Source organism: Arthrobacter sp. ASL1 (assembly GCF_056680475.1).
In genome coordinates this window covers 3,913,686-3,930,132 of record NZ_CM155284.1, presented here as the reverse complement: position 1 = coordinate 3,930,132, position 16,447 = coordinate 3,913,686, and the positions used below count along the sequence as shown (strand labels likewise).

16 protein-coding genes are annotated in these 16,447 nt (G+C 68.3%); 3 read left to right on the top strand and 13 right to left on the bottom strand.

Going from position 1 to position 16,447, the window contains the following annotated elements; all coding sequences use genetic code 11:
- Nucleotides 1-9: 9 nt before the first annotated feature.
- Entirely contained in the window at nucleotides 10-1,350 is a 1,341-nt protein-coding gene (gene glnA, locus AC1MEQ_RS18570; RefSeq protein ID WP_479792795.1) for a type I glutamate--ammonia ligase, read from the bottom strand.
- A 127-nt stretch (nucleotides 1,351-1,477) separates the two neighbouring features.
- Here glnA and panB point away from each other — a divergent pair, with 127 nt between their 5' ends.
- Nucleotides 1,478-2,332, top strand: coding sequence for a 3-methyl-2-oxobutanoate hydroxymethyltransferase (gene panB / locus AC1MEQ_RS18565; RefSeq protein WP_479792794.1), 855 nt, complete (start codon nucleotides 1,478-1,480; stop codon nucleotides 2,330-2,332).
- Between the two features lie 24 nt (nucleotides 2,333-2,356).
- Here panB and AC1MEQ_RS18560 read toward each other — a convergent pair whose 3' ends face one another.
- Nucleotides 2,357-2,545 carry an SPOR domain-containing protein gene (locus AC1MEQ_RS18560; RefSeq protein WP_479792793.1) on the bottom strand — a complete coding sequence of 63 codons (189 nt, stop codon included), beginning with the start codon at nucleotides 2,543-2,545 and terminating at the stop codon, nucleotides 2,357-2,359.
- Between the two features lie 97 nt (nucleotides 2,546-2,642).
- Here AC1MEQ_RS18560 and map point away from each other — a divergent pair, with 97 nt between their 5' ends.
- On the top strand, nucleotides 2,643-3,518 hold the full coding sequence (map, locus tag AC1MEQ_RS18555) for a type I methionyl aminopeptidase (protein WP_479792792.1): 876 nt from the start codon (nucleotides 2,643-2,645) through the stop codon (nucleotides 3,516-3,518).
- Nucleotides 3,519-3,558: 40 nt separating this feature from the next.
- On the top strand, nucleotides 3,559-4,365 hold the full coding sequence (ppgK, locus tag AC1MEQ_RS18550; RefSeq protein WP_479792791.1) for a polyphosphate--glucose phosphotransferase: 807 nt from the start codon (nucleotides 3,559-3,561) through the stop codon (nucleotides 4,363-4,365).
- Nucleotides 4,366-4,407: 42 nt separating this feature from the next.
- Here the strand turns inward: ppgK and nrdR are convergent, their stop codons facing one another.
- From nrdR to ftsZ, 11 genes are all read right to left on the bottom strand, one after another.
- On the bottom strand, nucleotides 4,408-4,899 hold the full coding sequence (gene nrdR, locus AC1MEQ_RS18545; protein WP_479792790.1) for a transcriptional regulator NrdR: 492 nt from the start codon (nucleotides 4,897-4,899) through the stop codon (nucleotides 4,408-4,410).
- Between the two features lie 122 nt (nucleotides 4,900-5,021).
- Entirely contained in the window at nucleotides 5,022-6,386 is a 1,365-nt protein-coding gene (hisD, locus tag AC1MEQ_RS18540; protein WP_479792789.1) for a histidinol dehydrogenase, read from the bottom strand.
- A gap of 58 nt (nucleotides 6,387-6,444) precedes the next feature.
- Nucleotides 6,445-9,951 carry a DNA polymerase III subunit alpha gene (dnaE, locus tag AC1MEQ_RS18535; RefSeq protein WP_479796180.1) on the bottom strand — a complete coding sequence of 1,169 codons (3,507 nt, stop codon included), beginning with the start codon at nucleotides 9,949-9,951 and terminating at the stop codon, nucleotides 6,445-6,447.
- Between the two features lie 170 nt (nucleotides 9,952-10,121).
- Entirely contained in the window at nucleotides 10,122-11,057 is a 936-nt protein-coding gene (locus AC1MEQ_RS18530) for an RluA family pseudouridine synthase (RefSeq protein ID WP_479792788.1), read from the bottom strand.
- Nucleotides 11,054-11,641 (bottom strand): signal peptidase II, encoded by a 588-nt coding sequence (gene lspA, locus AC1MEQ_RS18525; protein ID WP_479792787.1) that lies wholly within the window; start codon nucleotides 11,639-11,641, stop codon nucleotides 11,054-11,056. Before lspA ends, AC1MEQ_RS18530 begins: the two co-directional genes overlap by 4 nt.
- A 96-nt stretch (nucleotides 11,642-11,737) precedes the next feature.
- A complete protein-coding gene (locus AC1MEQ_RS18520; protein ID WP_479792786.1) occupies nucleotides 11,738-12,472 on the bottom strand; it encodes a DivIVA domain-containing protein in 735 nt (244 codons plus the stop codon).
- A gap of 172 nt (nucleotides 12,473-12,644) precedes the next feature.
- Nucleotides 12,645-12,935: a YggT family protein gene (locus tag AC1MEQ_RS18515; protein ID WP_479792785.1), complete on the bottom strand. Its 291-nt coding sequence runs from the start codon at nucleotides 12,933-12,935 to the stop codon at nucleotides 12,645-12,647.
- A gap of 14 nt (nucleotides 12,936-12,949) precedes the next feature.
- Nucleotides 12,950-13,456: a cell division protein SepF gene (locus AC1MEQ_RS18510; protein ID WP_479792784.1), complete on the bottom strand. Its 507-nt coding sequence runs from the start codon at nucleotides 13,454-13,456 to the stop codon at nucleotides 12,950-12,952.
- 67 nt (nucleotides 13,457-13,523) lie between these two features.
- The gene (locus AC1MEQ_RS18505) at nucleotides 13,524-14,303 is read right to left on the bottom strand and encodes a YggS family pyridoxal phosphate enzyme (RefSeq protein ID WP_479792783.1); all 780 of its coding nucleotides are present in this window, start codon (nucleotides 14,301-14,303) and stop codon (nucleotides 13,524-13,526) included.
- A gap of 8 nt (nucleotides 14,304-14,311) precedes the next feature.
- Nucleotides 14,312-15,064 (bottom strand): purine nucleoside phosphorylase YfiH/LACC1 family protein, encoded by a 753-nt coding sequence (locus AC1MEQ_RS18500; protein ID WP_479792782.1) that lies wholly within the window; start codon nucleotides 15,062-15,064, stop codon nucleotides 14,312-14,314.
- Between the two features lie 85 nt (nucleotides 15,065-15,149).
- The gene (ftsZ, locus tag AC1MEQ_RS18495; protein WP_479792781.1) at nucleotides 15,150-16,382 is read right to left on the bottom strand and encodes a cell division protein FtsZ; all 1,233 of its coding nucleotides are present in this window, start codon (nucleotides 16,380-16,382) and stop codon (nucleotides 15,150-15,152) included.
- Between the last annotated feature and the right edge of the window lie 65 nt (nucleotides 16,383-16,447).

Below are 16,447 nucleotides of genomic sequence, written 5' to 3'. Positions count from 1 at the left end.
GGCGTGCCCCTACAAGATGCCGAGGTAGCGGGAGGTCTCGAAGGGGCTGACGTACTGGCGGTATTCGTTCCACTCGTCCTGCTTGTTGCGCAGGAAGGAGTCGAAGACCTGCTCGCCGAGGATCTCCGGGACCAGTTCGGAGTCCTCCATGGACCGGATCGCGTCATGCAGCGAGCCGGGCAGCGGGGCGTGGCCCATGGCACGGCGTTCGGCGGCGCTGAGGCCCCACACGTCGTCGTCGGTCGCCGGGGGCAGCTCGTAGCCCTCCTGGATGCCCTTGAGCCCGGCGCCCAGGATGACGGCGTAGGCAAGGTAGGGGTTGGCCGCGGAGTCGATGCCGCGGTATTCCACGCGCGCCGACTGGCCCTTGTTCGGCTTGTACAGCGGAACCCGGAGCAGGGCGGAACGGTTGTTGTGGCCCCAGGAGAGGTGGCTGGGCGCCTCCCCGCCGCCCCAGAGCCGCTTGTAGGAGTTCACGAACTGGTTGGTGACCGCAGTGAACTCCGGGGCGTGGCGCAGCACCCCGGCGATGAACTGCCGGGCGGTCTGCGAAAGCTGGTACTCCTGGCCGGCCTCGAAGAACGCATTGGTATCGCCCTCGAACAGCGAAAAGTGGGTGTGCATCCCGGACCCGGGGTGGCTGGAGAACGGCTTGGGCATGAACGTCGCGTAGATGCCCTGCTGCAGCGCGACCTCCTTGACCACGGTGCGGAAGGTCATGATGTTGTCGGCTGTCTGCAGGGCATCGGCGTAGCGAAGGTCGATCTCGTTCTGGCCGGGTCCGGTCTCGTGGTGGCTGAACTCCACCGAGATGCCCACCGCCTCGAGCATGGTCACGGCACGACGGCGGAAATCCTGGCCCACGCCGCCGGTCACGTGGTCGAAGTAGCCTCCGTAGTCCACGGGTGTCGGTTCGCCGTTGGCGTCCAGCGCGTCGGACTTGAGCAGGTAGAACTCGACCTCGGGGTGGGTGTAGCAGGTGAAGCCCATGTCTGCCGCGGCGGCGAGCTGGCGCTTGAGCACATGCCGCGGATCGGCCGGCGACGGTTCGCCGTCCGGGGTGAGGATGTCGCAGAACATCCGCGAGGTCGGCTCGATCTCCCCGCGCCACGGCAGGATCTGGAACGTGGAGGGGTCCGGCTGGGCCAGCATGTCCGATTCGTAGATCCGCGACAGGCCCTCGATGGAGGACCCGTCGAAGCCCAGCCCCTCCTCGAAGGCGCCCTCGACCTCGGCCGGGGCCAGGGCCACCGACTTCAGCGAGCCGACGACGTCGGTGAACCACATGCGCACGAATCGCACGTCGCGTTCCTCGATGGTCCTGAGCACGAATTCCTGCTGGCGGTCCATGGGCTGGCTCCTCGTCTGATCCGGCGATTGCTGCGGTGGTTCCGGGCCGTCCCACCGACGCCAACTCTACTCGGAAACCGTAGTCAACCGGGTGTCCGGGGCCCGCCGGTGCCGTATCCTGAGGGACATGTCGCACGAACAGCCACCCCCCTACGCCTCCGGCCAGCCCTCCCCCGCACCGCGTCCGGCCGGCCGGATCCGGATCGGCCACCTGGCCCACGCCAAGGCCGAGGGCCGGCGTTTCGCGATGCTGACGGCCTACGACCAGTACGCGGCCTCGATCTTCGAGGAGGCCGGCATCGAGGTGCTGCTGGTGGGCGACTCCGCGGCGAACAACGTGATGGGCCACGCCACCACGCTGCCCATCACCCTCGACGAGATGGGTGTCTTCGCCCGGTCGGTCACCGCCGGGGCCAAGCGCAGCCTGGTCGTCTGCGACCTGCCGTTCGGCAGTTTCGAGGCCTCGCCGCAGCTGGCCGTTGAATCGTCGGTGCGGTTGATGAAGGAAACGGGAATCCATGCGGTCAAGATGGAGGGCACCGCCCGCCGCGCGGAGCACGTCCGGGCCGTCGTCGATGCCGGGATCCCGGTCATGGCGCACATCGGGTTCACCCCACAGGCAGAACACGCACTCGGTGGCTACAAGGTGCAGGGACGCGGGGATGCCGCCGCACGGCTGATCGAGGACGCGCTGGCCCTGGAGGCCGCCGGCGCGTTCTGCGTGCTGCTGGAGATGGTGCCGGCGGACGTGGCCGCGGCCGTCGACGCCGCCGTGTCCGTTCCCACGATCGGCATCGGGGCCGGAGCGGCCACCACGGGGCAGGTGCTGGTGTGGCAGGACATGATGGGCCTGAACCCCGGCAAGCTGCCGCGTTTCGTGAAGAAATATGCCGACCTGCGCCAGGTCATGGGCCAGGCCGCCGCGGACTACCACCGCGACGTGGTGGACGGGACGTTCCCCGCCGACGAGCACGGGTTCTAGCCCACCGGTTGCCCCGGCGGGGGCTCAGGCCTCGGCGTCGTCGTCCCAGGACTCGTTGTTCCGCTCCACCTGCGCCAGCGCTCCCTGGGCTTCCTCCCGCGTGTTGTAGGGGCCCAACAGCTGAGACCAGTCCGACTGCGCACCTGCTTCGACCTGCTTCGTGTTGACGTTGAACCAGAAGTCGCCGCCCGTGGTTCCGCTGCCGTCGCTCATCGTGCTCCTTCATTAGCGCAAGGCCCCGGGGTCCCGGGGCGTGGGTCTGCCAGCCCACCATACTCCGGCGGGTTCGGATGGCGATAGGATCGATGGCATGCCACGCACGTCAACTGCCCCCCTGGGAAACCTCGTCCCCGGAACCCCCACACCGATGCGCCGGGTCCCGGCGTCGATCGAACGCCCCGAATACGTGGGCAAGCCCGCCCCCGCGAAGTTCGAGGGGTCGGAGGTGAAGTCCCCGGAGACGGTGGAGCGCATCCGCCATGCCTCCAGGATCGCCGCCGAGGCGCTGGCACTCGTCGGCGAGGCCGTGGTCCCCGGGGTGACCACCGACGAGCTGGACCGCATCGGCCATGACCACCTCGTGGCCCACGGCGCCTACCCCTCCACGCTGGGCTACCGCGGATTCACCAAGTCGCTGTGCACCTCGATCAACGAGGTCATCTGCCATGGCATCCCCGACACCACCGTCGTCCGCGACGGGGACATCGTCAACATCGACATCACCGCCTACATCGGCCAGGTCCACGGCGACACGAACGCAACCTTCCTCGCCGGGGACGTCGACGAGGATTCCCGCCTGTTGGTCGAGCGCACGCAGGAGTCGCTGCGCCGGGCCATCAAGGCGGTCATGCCCGGCCGGGAGATCAACGTCATCGGCCGCATCATCTCCGCCTACGCCAAGCGCTTCGGCTACGGCGTGGTCCGCGACTTCACCGGCCACGGCGTCGGCGAGGCGTTCCATACCGGGCTGATCATCCCGCACTACGACGCCGCCCCGGCCTACTCGCGTGTCATCGAACCCGGCATGGTCTTCACCATCGAGCCGATGCTCACCCTCGGCGGGATCGATTGGGACATGTGGGACGACGGCTGGACCGCCGTGACCCGCGACCGCAGCCGCACCGCCCAGTTCGAGCACACCCTGCTGGTGACCGATTCCGGCGCCGAGATCCTGACCCTGGCCTGACCCCGCCCCCACCGACCCACCCATCCGCTGAGGAGCCCCCATGTCGCAGGACGAGAAGACCAAGAAGAACAAGATCTCCACCGCCATTGGCCTGGATATCGGCGGCACCGGAATCAAGGGCGGCATCGTCGACCTGAAGAGGGGCAAGCTGCTCGGCGACCGGTACCGGATCGACACGCCGAAGCCCTCCACCCCGGCCGCAGTGGCCGAGGTCGTCGGCCAGATCGTCGCCGAGCTCGGTTCGCGCGAGGGTGCACCGGACGCCGACGCCCCGGTCGGCATCACGTTCCCGGCCATCATCCACGAGGGCATCGCCCTCTCGGCCGCCAACGTCGACAAGTCCTGGATCGATACCGACGTGGACACGCTCTTCACCGACGTGCTGCACCGTCCCGTGCAGGTCATGAACGACGCCGATGCGGCCGGCCTCGCGGAGGTGCGGTACGGCGCGGGCGAGGGCGTCGAGGGGACGGTGCTGGTCATCACCCTGGGCACCGGCATCGGTTCGGCGCTGATCCACGACGGCGTCCTGGTGCCGAACCTGGAGTTGGGCCACCTGGAGATCGACGGGTACGACGCCGAGTCACGGGCCTCTGCCTCGGCCCGGGAACGCGAGGACCTGGCGTGGGACGACTATGCGGTGCGCCTGCAGCGCTATTTCTCGCACGTCGAATTCCTCTTCTCCCCGAAGCTGTTCGTGGTCGGCGGGGGGATCTCCAAGCGCTCCCAGGACTTCCTGCCCCAGCTGGCATTGCGCACACCGATCAAACCGGCGGCGCTGAAGAACAACGCGGGAATCGTCGGCGGCGCCCTGCAGGCGGCCATCCACTTCGGCCTGCGCAAGTAGCAATTAACGGCCGGCGGACCGTGGCAGGTGCCGCGGTCCGGCCTATTCGGCGGTCAGCGGCCGCTGGTTGCCGGCCTCCGGGGCGCCCTTCCCCTCGTTGCGCAGCTTGGCGATGGCCGTCTCGAAGTCCTCCAACGAGTCGAATCCCTGGTAGACGCTGGCGAAGCGCAGGTAGGCGACCTGGTCCAGATCCTGCAGCGGGCGCAGGATGGCCAACCCGACCTCGTTGGCGTTGATCTCGGCAGCACCGGAGGCCCTGACGGTCTCCTCGACCTCCTGGGCCAGCAGCGCCAGGTCGTCATCGGTCACCGGACGACCCTGGCAGGCCTTGCCGACCCCCGAGATGACCTTCGCCCGGTCAAAGGGTTCGGCGACGCCGGAGCGCTTGACGACATTGAGGCTCGTCGTCTCCAACGTGGTGAACCGGCGTTCGCAGGAGCTGCACAGCCTGCGCCGGCGAATGGAGGAGCCGTCCTCCGTCAGGCGGCTGTCGACGACCCGGGAGTCGGAGTTCCTGCAAAATGGACAACGCATGAGCTCCATCCCTTCCATGGTCGTGGGCCGGGCCCGATGCCCGCGCCGATGTCATTTGTGCCGTGCCGACGGGACCATCATGTCACGTTCGACATGCCGGGCTCCCGCCGCCGTCTGCGGTCCTATCCGCGTTCGAGCCGGTGCCTGACCGCATCGCCGTGGGCCGGGAGGTCCTCGGCATCGGCCAGCGCGATGACATGCTCCCCGACGTCACGCAGCGCCGCTTCGGGATAGTCGATGACCTGGATGGCCTTGAGGAAGGTCAACACGTTCAGCCCCGAGGCGAAGGCGGCGGTCCCGCTGGTGGGCAGCACGTGGTTGGACCCGGCACTGTAGTCGCCGAGGGATACCGGGCTGTGTTCGCCGACGAAGACCGCACCGGCCGCGGTGACCCGGGCGGCTACGGCGGCGGGGTCGGCCGTGAGGATCTCCAGGTGCTCGGCGGCGTACGCGTTGCACACGCGCAGCCCGGCCTCCAGGTCGTCGACGAGGATGACAGCGGACTGGCGGCCGGACAGGGCCGCCAACACCCGGTCCGAGTGCTTGGTCGTCCGGGTCTGGACGTCCAGTTCGCCGCGCACCGCCTCGGCCACTTCCGGGGAATCGGTGACCAGCACGGCCGCGGCGTTGGGGTCGTGCTCGGCCTGGCTGATCATGTCGGCGGCGACGTAGCGTGGGGTGGCGTCGGCATCGGCGAGGATGGCTATCTCGGTGGGCCCGGCCTCGGCGTCGATCCCGACGGCACCCTTGACCAGCCGCTTGGCGGTGGTCACGAAGACGTTGCCGGGGCCGGTGATGACATCGACCGGTTCGATCCCGGCGGACCCGGGAGTCCCGGCGGCGTCGATCCCGTAGGCAAAGGCCGCGATCGCCTGGGCCCCGCCCATTGCATGCACCTCGGTGATGCCGAGCAGTTCGGCCGCGGCGAGGATCGTGGGGTGGGGCAGGCCGCCGAACTCGCGCTGCGGCGGCGAGGCCAGGGCGATCGATCCCACGCCGGCGGCGAGGGCGGGCACAACGTTCATGATGACCGAGCTCGGATAGACGGCGAGACCGCCCGGGACATAGAGGCCGACCCGGCGGACCGGCTCCCACCGCTGGGTCACCGTGGCGCCGTCCCCGAAGTCGACAGCCGCCGGCGTTGGCACCTGGGCGGCGGCGAAGCGCGTGGCCCGGCGGATGGATTCCTCCAGCGCGCGGCGCACGGTCGGGTCCAGCTCCTCCAGGGCCCGGCGCCGGGCCTCGGCGGGTACGTGGGTGGTGGATTGTTCGACGCCGTCGAAGCGCAGGGCGAGTTCTGCCAGGGCGGCAAAGCCGCGGCCCCGGACGTCGTCGATGATCCGCTGGACCGTTTCGGCGGCCGAGGCGCCGTCGTTTCCGGTCCGGGGCAGCGCGGCTTTCAGCGCCGCATGGCCCAGGGCGGTGTCCCGCAGGTCGATGGTGCGCAGGGCACTGAAGGATTCCGGGGTGTTGGCTGAATTCGTCACCGTCCAAGTTTACGACGCGGCCCACCGGGCCGCCGACTGTTGCGGCGGCCCGGGACGCTCAGATGTCCAGGCAGGCCGGCCCGAGCAGCACCTTGAGGTCGCCGAAGAGCGCCGGGTTGGGGTTGACGCGGAATTCGATGCCGAGGCGCATGAGCTCGACGCTGCGCGTGCCGGAGAGCTTGACGCGCACCTCGGTGTTCCCCGAGTGGGTCTGCAGGACCTCGCCCAGCTGGGAGACCACTGCTTCGGTGGCCTTGTGCGCCGGCATGGAGATGACGACGGGGCCCGCGAGCCCGTCCTCGCTGATTTCCGGGATCGTCAGTTCCTGGGCGTTGAGCGACACGGCGCCATCGTCCCGGCGCTGCAGCCGGCCCTTGACGACGACGATCAGGTCCTCGGCCAGCACGCTGGCGATCGGCCCATAGGCCTGGCCGAAGAACATGACCTCCATCGAGCCGCCCAGGTCCTCGACCTCGCAGCGGGCGTACGGGTTGCCGCTGTTCTTGGCGATGCGGCGCTGCAGGGAGGTGATCATCCCCGAAATGGTGACGATCTGCCCGTCGCGCGGCCCGTCCTCGGAGAGCACCTGGGTAATGGAGAGGTCGGCGTGCTGTTCGAGCAGGCTGCCCAGCCCCTGCAGCGGGTGGTCCGAGACGTAGAGGCCGAGCATGTCGCGTTCGAAGGAGAGCTTGTCCTTCTTCTCCCACTCGGGCAGGTCCGGGACCTCGATGGCCAGCCCGGCCCCGGCCGCCGGGTCGTCCATGGCGCTGAAGAGGTCGAACTGGTTGGCCGCCTCGTTGCGCTTGAGCACGATGACCGAATCGACGGCCTCCTCGTGGATCATGGCCAGCGCCCGCCGCGGGTGCCCCATCTCGTCGAAGGCCCCGGCCTTCACCAGCGATTCGATGGTGCGCTTGTTGCAGACGACGGCGGGGACCTTCTGCAGGTAATCGCTGAAGGACTCGAATTTCCCCTTTTCCGCCCGGGCCTCGACCATCGCGTTGACGACGTTCGTGCCGACGTTGCGGATGGCGCCCATGCCGAAGCGGATGTCGGCTCCCACCGGGGTGAAGTTCAGCTGGGACTCGTTCACGTCCGGCGGCAGCACGGTGATGCCCATGTGCCGGCATTCGTTGAGGTAGAGGGCCGACTTGTCCTTGTCATCGCCCACGCTGGTGAGCAGGGCCGCCATGTATTCGGCCGGGTAGTGCGCCTTCAGGTATGCCGTCCAGTAGGAGACGAGCCCGTAGGCGGCGGAGTGCGCCTTGTTGAACGCATAGTCGGAGAACGGCAGCAGGATGTCCCACAGGGATTTGACGGCCGCCTCGGAGAATCCGTTGTCGAGCATGCCCTGATGGAAGCCCGCGTACTGCTTGTCCAGCTCGGACTTCTTTTTCTTGCCCATCGCGCGGCGCAGGATGTCGGCCTGTCCCAGCGAGTAGCCGGCGACCTTCTGCGCGATGGCCATGACCTGCTCCTGGTACACGATCAACCCGTAGGTGGTGTTCAGGATCTCGGCCAGCGGTTCCTCCAGCTCGCGGTGGATCGGCGTGATGTCCTGCAGCCCGTTCTTGCGCAGCGCATAGTTGTTGTGCGAGTTCGCACCCATGGGGCCCGGCCGGTACAGCGCGATGACCGCGGAGATGTCCTCGAAGTTGTCGGGGCGCATCAGGCGCAGCAGCGACCGCATGGGGCCGCCGTCGAGCTGGAAGACGCCCAGGGTGTCCCCGCGCGTCAGCAGGTCGTAGGAGTCGCGGTCATCGACCTCGAGGTGCTCGAGGTCCAGGTCCTCCCCGCGGTTGATCTTGATGTTCTCGATGGCGTCGGAAATGATCGTCAGGTTCCGCAGGCCCAAAAAGTCCATCTTGATCAGGCCCAGGCCCTCGCAGGTCGGGTAGTCGAACTGGGTGATGACCTGCCCGTCCTGGAAGCGGCGCATGATGGGCACGACGTCGATGATCGGATCCGAGGACATGATCACCCCTGCGGCATGGACCCCCCACTGGCGTTTGAGCCCCTCGATGCCCTTCGCGGTCTCGAAGACCTTCGCGGCCTCGGGGTCGTTGGAGATCAGCTGGCGGAAGTCAGCTGCCTCGGCATAGCGCTTGGCCTTGGTGTCCTCGATGTCGGCCAACGGGATGTCCTTGGCCATGACCGCTGGCGGCAGGGCCTTGGTCAGCGTCTCGCCCATGCTGAAGGGGTGGCCCATCACGCGGGCGGAGTCCTTCAGCGCCTGCTTGGTCTTGATCGACCCGTAGGTCACGATCATCGACACGCGTTCGTCACCGTACTTCTCGGTCACGTACTTGATGACCTCCGAGCGGCGCCGATCATCGAAGTCGACGTCGAAGTCGGGCATGGAGACGCGCTCCGGGTTCAGGAAGCGCTCGAAGATCAGCCCGTGCTGCAGCGGATCCAGGTCGGTGATGCGCATGGCGTAGGCGACCATGGACCCGGCGCCGGAACCACGGCCGGGACCGACGCGGATCCCGTGGTCCTTGGACCAGTTGATGAAGTCGGCCACGACCAGGAAGTAGCCGGGGAAGCCCATCTTCGTGATGATGCCCAACTCGTAGTCCGCCTGCTTGCGCGAGGCATCCGGCACCCCGTTCGGGTACCGGTACTTCAGTCCGGTGTCGACCTCCTTGACCAGCCAGCTGGTCTCGTCCTCCCCCGGCGGGCACGGGAACTTCGGCATGTAGTTCGCGTCCGTGTTGAAGGAGACCTCGCAGCGTTCGGCGATGTCCAGGGTGTTGTCGCACGCCTCGGGGAACTCGGCGAACAGGGTGCGCATCTCCTGCGGGGACTTCAGGTAGAACCCCGTCCCCGAGAAGGCGAAGCGCGAACCGCCCTGGTCGTAGCTGGGCTCCAGCAGCGTGGACCCGGACTGGATGGCCAGCAGCGCCTCGTGCGCCTTGGCATCGTGTTCGTGGGTGTAGTGCAGGTCGTTGGTGGCCACCAACGGGATACCCAGTTCCTTGGACAGGCGCAGCAGGTCCTTGGTGGCCCGGCGTTCGATCTCCAGCCCGTGGTCCATCAGCTCGCAATAGTAGTTCTCCGCGCCGAAGATGTCGCGGTACTCGCTGGCGGCCTGCTTCGCCTCTTCGTACTGGCCCAACCGCAGCCGGGTCTGGACCTCCCCGGAGGGACATCCCGTCGTGGCGATGAGCCCGCCACTGTATTGCTCGAGCAGCTCCCGGTCCAGCCGCGGCCATTTGCCGAACACCGAGTCCAGCGAGCCGATCGAGGAGGCGCGGAACAGGTTGCGCATGCCCTCGTTGTTGCGGCTGAGCAGCGTCATGTGGGTGTAGGCGCCACCACCGGAGACGTCGTCGCGCTTCTGGTGCTGTTCGCCCCAGCGCACGCGGGTCTTGTCGGTGCGCGCCGTCCCCGGGGTGACGTAGGCCTCGACCCCGATGATGGGCTTGATCCCCGCGTTGGTGGCCTTGCTCCAGAAGTCGAAGGCCCCGAACAGATACCCGTGGTCGGTCGTCGCCAAGGCGGGCATGCCCAGGCGTTCGGTCTCCTCGAAGAGGTCGGTCAGGCGCGCCGCGCCGTCGAGCATGGAGTATTCGGTGTGCGTATGGAGGTGGACGAATCCGTCACGTTTTGAGCTGGCCACCGATCCAGTCTAGGCCTCCGGGGACGGTGGCCGAGGACCCCGCGCGGGGCGGGTGATGATCCCCACGCCTACGGCTCGACCACGCCGGGCGGTGCACGACGGCGGAACGCCGGTTAGTAGCGCAGGTCGCCGTCGCGCATGATCTCGAGGGCATGCGCCAGGTCCCGCGGATAGCCGCTCTCGACCTGCACCCACTCCCCCGTGACCGGGTGCGGGAAACCGAGGCGGTGGGCGTGGAGCCACTGCCGGGTCAGCCCGAGTGCGGCGGCCAGCCGGGGGTCTGCCCCATAGGTCTGGTCGCCCGCGCACGGGTGCCGCAGGGCGGAGAAATGCACACGGATCTGGTGGGTCCGCCCGGTCTCGAGCTGGACTTCCACCAGGCTGGCCCGGCCGAACGCCTCCAGCACCTTGTAGTGCGTCACGGAATCGCGGCCGTCTTCCAGCACGGCGAACTTCCAGTCATGACCGGGGTGGCGGCCGATCGGCGCGTCGATGGTCCCCTCGAGCGGGTCGGGCAGCCCCTGGACGAGGGCGTGGTACGTCTTGGCCGGGGTGCGTTCCTTGAACGCGCGTTTGAGCGCGGTGTAGGCCCGTTCGGTCTTCGCCACGACCATCGCCCCGGAGGTGCCGACGTCCAGGCGGTGCACGATGCCCTGGCGTTCGGGGGCGCCGGAGGTGGAGATGCGGTAGCCGGCGGCCACCAGGGCACCGACGACGGTGGGGCCCACCCATCCCGGTGAGGGGTGGGCGGCGACGCCGACGGGCTTGTCGATCACCACGTAGTCGTCGTCCTCGGCCAGGATGCCCATGGCTTCCACGTATTCTGCCCTCACTTCCAGCGGGTCGGTTTCCTCGGGGGGATCGACGGTCACGGCGTCCCCGGCCTCGACCTTGCGGGATTTGGCCACCGCGCTGCCGTTGAGCAGCACGTGGCCGCCCATACACCAGTGCGCGGCAGCGCTGCGCGTGGCTCCCAGTGCGGAGGCGACCACTGCATCGATCCGGCGTCCGGCGTCCGCGGGGCCGGCCGTGAACGAACTGGCGTTCACGGCGTCCCGGCTTCCCTGCCCTTGCGTGCCGGCTTGTCCTCGATCGGAAGGCCATCCACGCCGATGCCGCGGAAGAGCAGCAGGCAGATGCCGATCATCGAGCAGACCACGAACGAATCGGCGATGTTGAAGATGGCGAAATTGCGGACACCGATGAAATCCACGACGTGCCCCATCCCGAAGGAGGGTTCACGGAAGAGCCGGTCGATCAGGTTGCCGGTCGCCCCGGCCAGCAGGCCGCCCAGCGCGACGGCCCACAGACGCGAACGTACCTTGCGCAACAGGGTCAGCACATACACGACGACCACGGCCATGACGATGGTGAAGATCCAGGTCACGGAGGTGCCCATGGAGAACGCCGCCCCGGGGTTCAGGATGTAATGCCAGCTCAGCACGGAGCCGAGGACGTCGATCTTCTCCCCGAGCTCCATCGTGGACTGCACGAATGCCTTGGTGGCCTGGTCCAGTCCGACGCCGAGCACGGCGATGGCCAGCGAGACCGCGACCAGCACGGGTCGGCCGCGTACCGGAGCGGGTGCATCGGCGTCGGCATCATCGGGTCGATCTGCAGGGTCCTGATCCATCTTGGTCCTTAACATGCTGTCGGCGGCCGGGAGTCCCGGCCGCCGACAGTCAGTGGTGTGGGCGGGCCACCGGGGTGGCCCACCGGCAACGGTTGGCTAGGCGTTGTCCTTCGAGTCCTGCGAGGAAATGGAACCCTGCGACTCGAGGTCGTGGAGCTGGCCCTCGATGTAGGACTTCAGGCGGGCCCGGTAATCACGCTCGAAGCCGCGCAACTGGTCCAGCTTCCGCTCGAGGACCGACTTCTGCTCTTCCAGGGACTTGAGCGTCTTGGTGCTCTTGTCCTCCGCGTCGTTGACCAGCTTGGTGGCCTGCAGCTGGGCTTCGGCGATGATCTTGTCCCGCTGCTCGACACCGGCACCGACATATTCGTCGTGCAGGCGCTGGGCCATGGCGAGGACACCGGCGGCCGATTCGGCGGAACCGCCCGTGGCGGCAGCCGACGGTGCGGTGTTGTCGGCGACGGGTGCGGCAGCGGCGGCGGGAGCCGGAACAGCCTCGGCTTCGGCGGCGGCCGGGGTTTCCTCGGCGGCCGCAGGTGCCTGCTCCTGCTCGTCCACGGAGGCCACGACGGGCTTCTCGTCGGCGGGCTTGGCCGGTGCTGCCTCGGCGGCCGGAGCCGCGGCAACGGGGGCCGGGACGGTGCCGGTGTCGGCGTCGGAGTTCCCGAGGCCGCTGACGCGCTGGCGCAGTTCCTCGTTCTCCTGGGTCAGGCGGCGGAGTTCGACGACGATCTCGTCCAGGAAGTCGTCAACTTCGTCCTGATCGTAGCCCTCCCGGAACTTGGTTGGCTGGAAACGTTTGTTGACTACATCTTCAGGCGTGAGCGCCATCTGGTCACCTCGATACTTAGTTCTCTCCCCGGCCGCCTGATTGCGACCCGAGGGCGATTACACCGGTTTGTGTGAGCGCGGCCGGCCTGGTGCCCGGTCGCGCTTCCTGTTTCAAGACTATAACGTTTTCCGCACCGAAGACGAACCTCGGTACGAACCGGCCCGGATGCGGCTAGGCGCCGATCTGCAACACGATCACCTTCGCGATGATGACGGCGAAGTACAGGATCAGGAATGCCAGGTCCAGGCGCATCCCGCCCAGGTCCAGCGGCTTGATCCGGGAGCGCAGCCACCGCATCGGCGGGTCGGTGATGCGGTACACGAAGCTGGCCACGACCAGGGCCAGCCCACGGGGGCGCCACGAGCGGGCGAACATCTGCACGATGTCATACACGATCCTGAGCATGAGCAGGACCTGAACGACCGTCAGGACCGCATAGACCAGTCCAAGAAGAATATCCACGGGGCGAGACGGGGCTAGCTCTGGTTGAAGAAGGTTGCCGTGTCTTCGGAGGACTTCTTGTCCTCGCCCAGCACCTCGACAGTGGCCGGCGAGAGCAGGAACACCTTGTTGGTGACCCGTTCGATGCTGCCGTGCAGGCCGAACACCAGACCGGCGGAGAAGTCCACCAGCCGCTTGGCATCGCCCTCACCCATGTCGGTGACGTTCATGATGACCGGGATGCCCTCGCGGAAGCTTTCCCCGATGATCTTGGCGTCGTTGTAGGAACGGGGGTGAACCGTCGTGATTTGCCGCAATGAAGAATCCTCATCCCTGGAAGAAGGCGCGCGCTTGATGGGGGTGACCGGTGCACGGTATTCCGTCTCCGGTTCGGCGGCGACGGCCATGGGGGCCTTCTCGTGCTCCGCACGGGCAGGGTCGGGCCGCTGCTGCTCCGCCACCTCGTATTTCTCGTCCTCGTAGTGCTCGTCACCGTCGGCGAGTCCCAGGTAGATCATCGTCTTGCGCAGGGCGCCAGCCATGGTCTTCTCCTTATGATCGTGCGCGGCGAGGGGTCTTCTCCCGCTTGAGTCTCCGCTGCAAATGACGCTACAGCACCGGCGGACGTGGACCGAGGACATCGGAGCCCACCCGTAGGTGTGTCGCACCCGCGGCGATGGCCTGTTCGAGGTCGTGGCTCATCCCGGCCGATATCCAGCTGGCCCCGGGATGCCCGGACCGCACGGCGGCGGCGATCGCGGCCAAGCGCTCGAACGCCGGTGCCGGGTCGGACCCCAGGGGCGCAACGGCCATGATGCCGGCCAGCTCCAGCCCGTCGGTGGCCGCCACGAGATCGGCCAGCCGCCCGACGTCCCCAGGCGCCGCTCCGCCCCGGCCGACGCCGTGGTCGTTCGCCTCGCGTTGCGCGGCATCCCGCAGGTCGACCTGCACGAGGGTGGCCAGCGGCTCCCGCGGCGCCAAGCCGCCCTCCTGGCGGCGCTCGTTTTCGCGCTGCATGGCCTTGCCCAGGGCCGCCACCAGGGAGGAGCGGTCCAGTGAATGCAATGCACTGGCGTAGCGCACCACTGATTTGGCCTTGTTGCCCTGCAGCTGCCCGATGAAGTGCCAGGCCAGGTCGAGGTCTGGCAGTTCGGCGGCCTTGGCTGCCGCCTCCTGATCGCGGTTCTCCCCGACCTGGCGGACGCCGAGTTCGTGCAGCAGGCGCACGTCCGCTGCGGGGAAGAACTTGGTCACGACAACCAGTTCGGGGGTCCGTTCGCGTCCGGCATCGCGGCTGGCCGCGGAAATCCGTGCGTTTACTGCGCCGAGGCGCCGCTCAAGGTCGGCTCGCCGGGCGTCGGCGGCGCCTGTTGCGGGTTCGGTGGGCATGGGGTCTCCTAGGCTGCGGGGACGCTCGGGGCCGGCCAGACGATCCCGGCCAGTCGTCCGGACTGCGGGTCCCGGCGGTACGAGTAGTAGTCGGCGTCTTCCAAAGTGCAGGACGCCGAAACGGTCACATCGACCGCACGGTCGGCCAGCAGCCGCGTGGCGGCACCCGGGAGGTCAAGGGAGGCGGTCCCCCACCGGCTCGTGGCGGCGATGCCGGGTACGACGGCCTCGGCCTCAGCGGCCATGTCGGCCGGCACCTCGTAGCAGGCGCCGCACACCGCGGGGCCGATCCAGGCGTGGAGGCCGTGGCCACCCGCGGCACGGATGGCGTCGACGGTGCCCTGCAGGATGCCGCCGAGCAGTCCCTTGCGGCCGGCGTGGGCCACCGCGGTGACCAGTCCGCCGTCGTTCCCCGTCGCGGCGAAGACGACGGGCAGGCAGTCGGCGACCATCACGGCCAACGGGACCGAACCGTCCCGGCAGATCATCGCGTCGGCGTCGGGTCCCCACGCCACGGGATCGGGCCCGTCGGGCCGCGGACCGGTGGACCCGGCGGACGGGATCTCGTGGATGCGGACCGAATGCGTCTGGTTCATGAACTGCATGGTCCCGGGAACCATCCCGAGCCCGGATTCAAGCGAACGCCGGCGCCGCAGGACGTCACCGGACACGTCACCGACATGCAATGCCAGGTTCCCCTCGGCCACCGAGGTGAAGGCCACCTGTGCCGGCGTCCGGCCCGGGAATTCATAGCGGAGCATCTCAACCACCTCGTGGATAGGGAGACGGCGCGCCGCCCGGCGGGACCGGGAAACGCGCCGTCGGGGCCGTGGGCGGCCCGGGGTGCTACTTCAGGAAGTCCGGGACATCCAGGTCGTCGTGTGACGACGACGAGGTGAAGTCCTGTTCGACGACGGTCGGCAGTTCCTCGTACCCGGCGGAGGCCACCGGGGCGGCTTCCGGCGCGGACGCGGCAGAGTAGCCGCCCTGGTACGACTGTGCCGAGGCGGCGCCCTGCGCGGGGGCCAGCGGGATGGTGCCCGGCACGGTAGTGGGGATGGCCTGCTGGGGTGCCTGCTGCTGGGTGTTCTGCTGCGGCACCTGCTTCGGCTGGGCGGGGGTGCTGGTGACGTCGACCTGGTCGAAGCCTGCGGCGATGACCGTCACGCGGGCCTCGTCTCCGAGGGCGTCGTCGATGACGGCGCCGAAGATGATGTTCGCCTCGGGGTGGGCCACTTCCTGGACCAGCCGGGCGGCCTCGTTGATCTCGAACAGGCCGAGATCGGATCCGCCCTGGATGGAGAGCAGCACGCCGTGGGCGCCATCGATGGAGGCCTCGAGCAGCGGCGAGGCGATGGCCAGTTCCGCGGCCTTGACAGCACGGTCGTCGCCCCGTGCCGAGCCGATGCCCATGAGCGCCGAACCGGCCCCCTGCATCACGGACTTCACGTCGGCGAAGTCGAGGTTGATCAGCCCCGGGGTGGTGATGAGGTCGGTGATGCCCTGGACGCCGGACAGCAGCACTTGGTCGGCGGACCGGAAGGCATCGAGCACCGAGACGTTGCGGTCGCTGATGGACAGCAGCCGGTCGTTGGGGATCACGATCAGGGTGTCGACCTCGTCGCGCAGCGCGTCGATGCCGGACTCGGCCGAGGTCGCGCGGCGGCGGCCCTCGAACGTGAACGGGCGGGTGACCACGCCGATGGTCAGCGCACCCAGCGACCGGGCGATGCGGGCCACGACGGGCGCGCCACCGGTGCCGGTGCCACCGCCCTCGCCGGCGGTCACGAAGACCATGTCGGAGCCGCGCATGACCTCCTCGATCTCCTCGGCGTGGTCTTCCGCCGCCTGGCGGCCGACCTCCGGGTTGGCGCCCGCGCCGAGGCCACGGGTCAGTTCGCGCCCCACGTCGAGCTTCACGTCGGCGTCACTCATGAGGAGCGCCTGCGCGTCGGTGTTGATCGCAATGAATTCGACGCCGCGAAGGCCGACCTCGATCATGCGGTTGACGGCGTTGACGCCGCCACCGCCGATACCGACGACCTTGATGACGGCGAGGTAGTTCTGTGGAGCTGCCACGTCCTGTTTCCCTTGTTCGATGTGCTGCTGAGTCTAGGAAGCTTCAACCGGACCAACGTTAACCC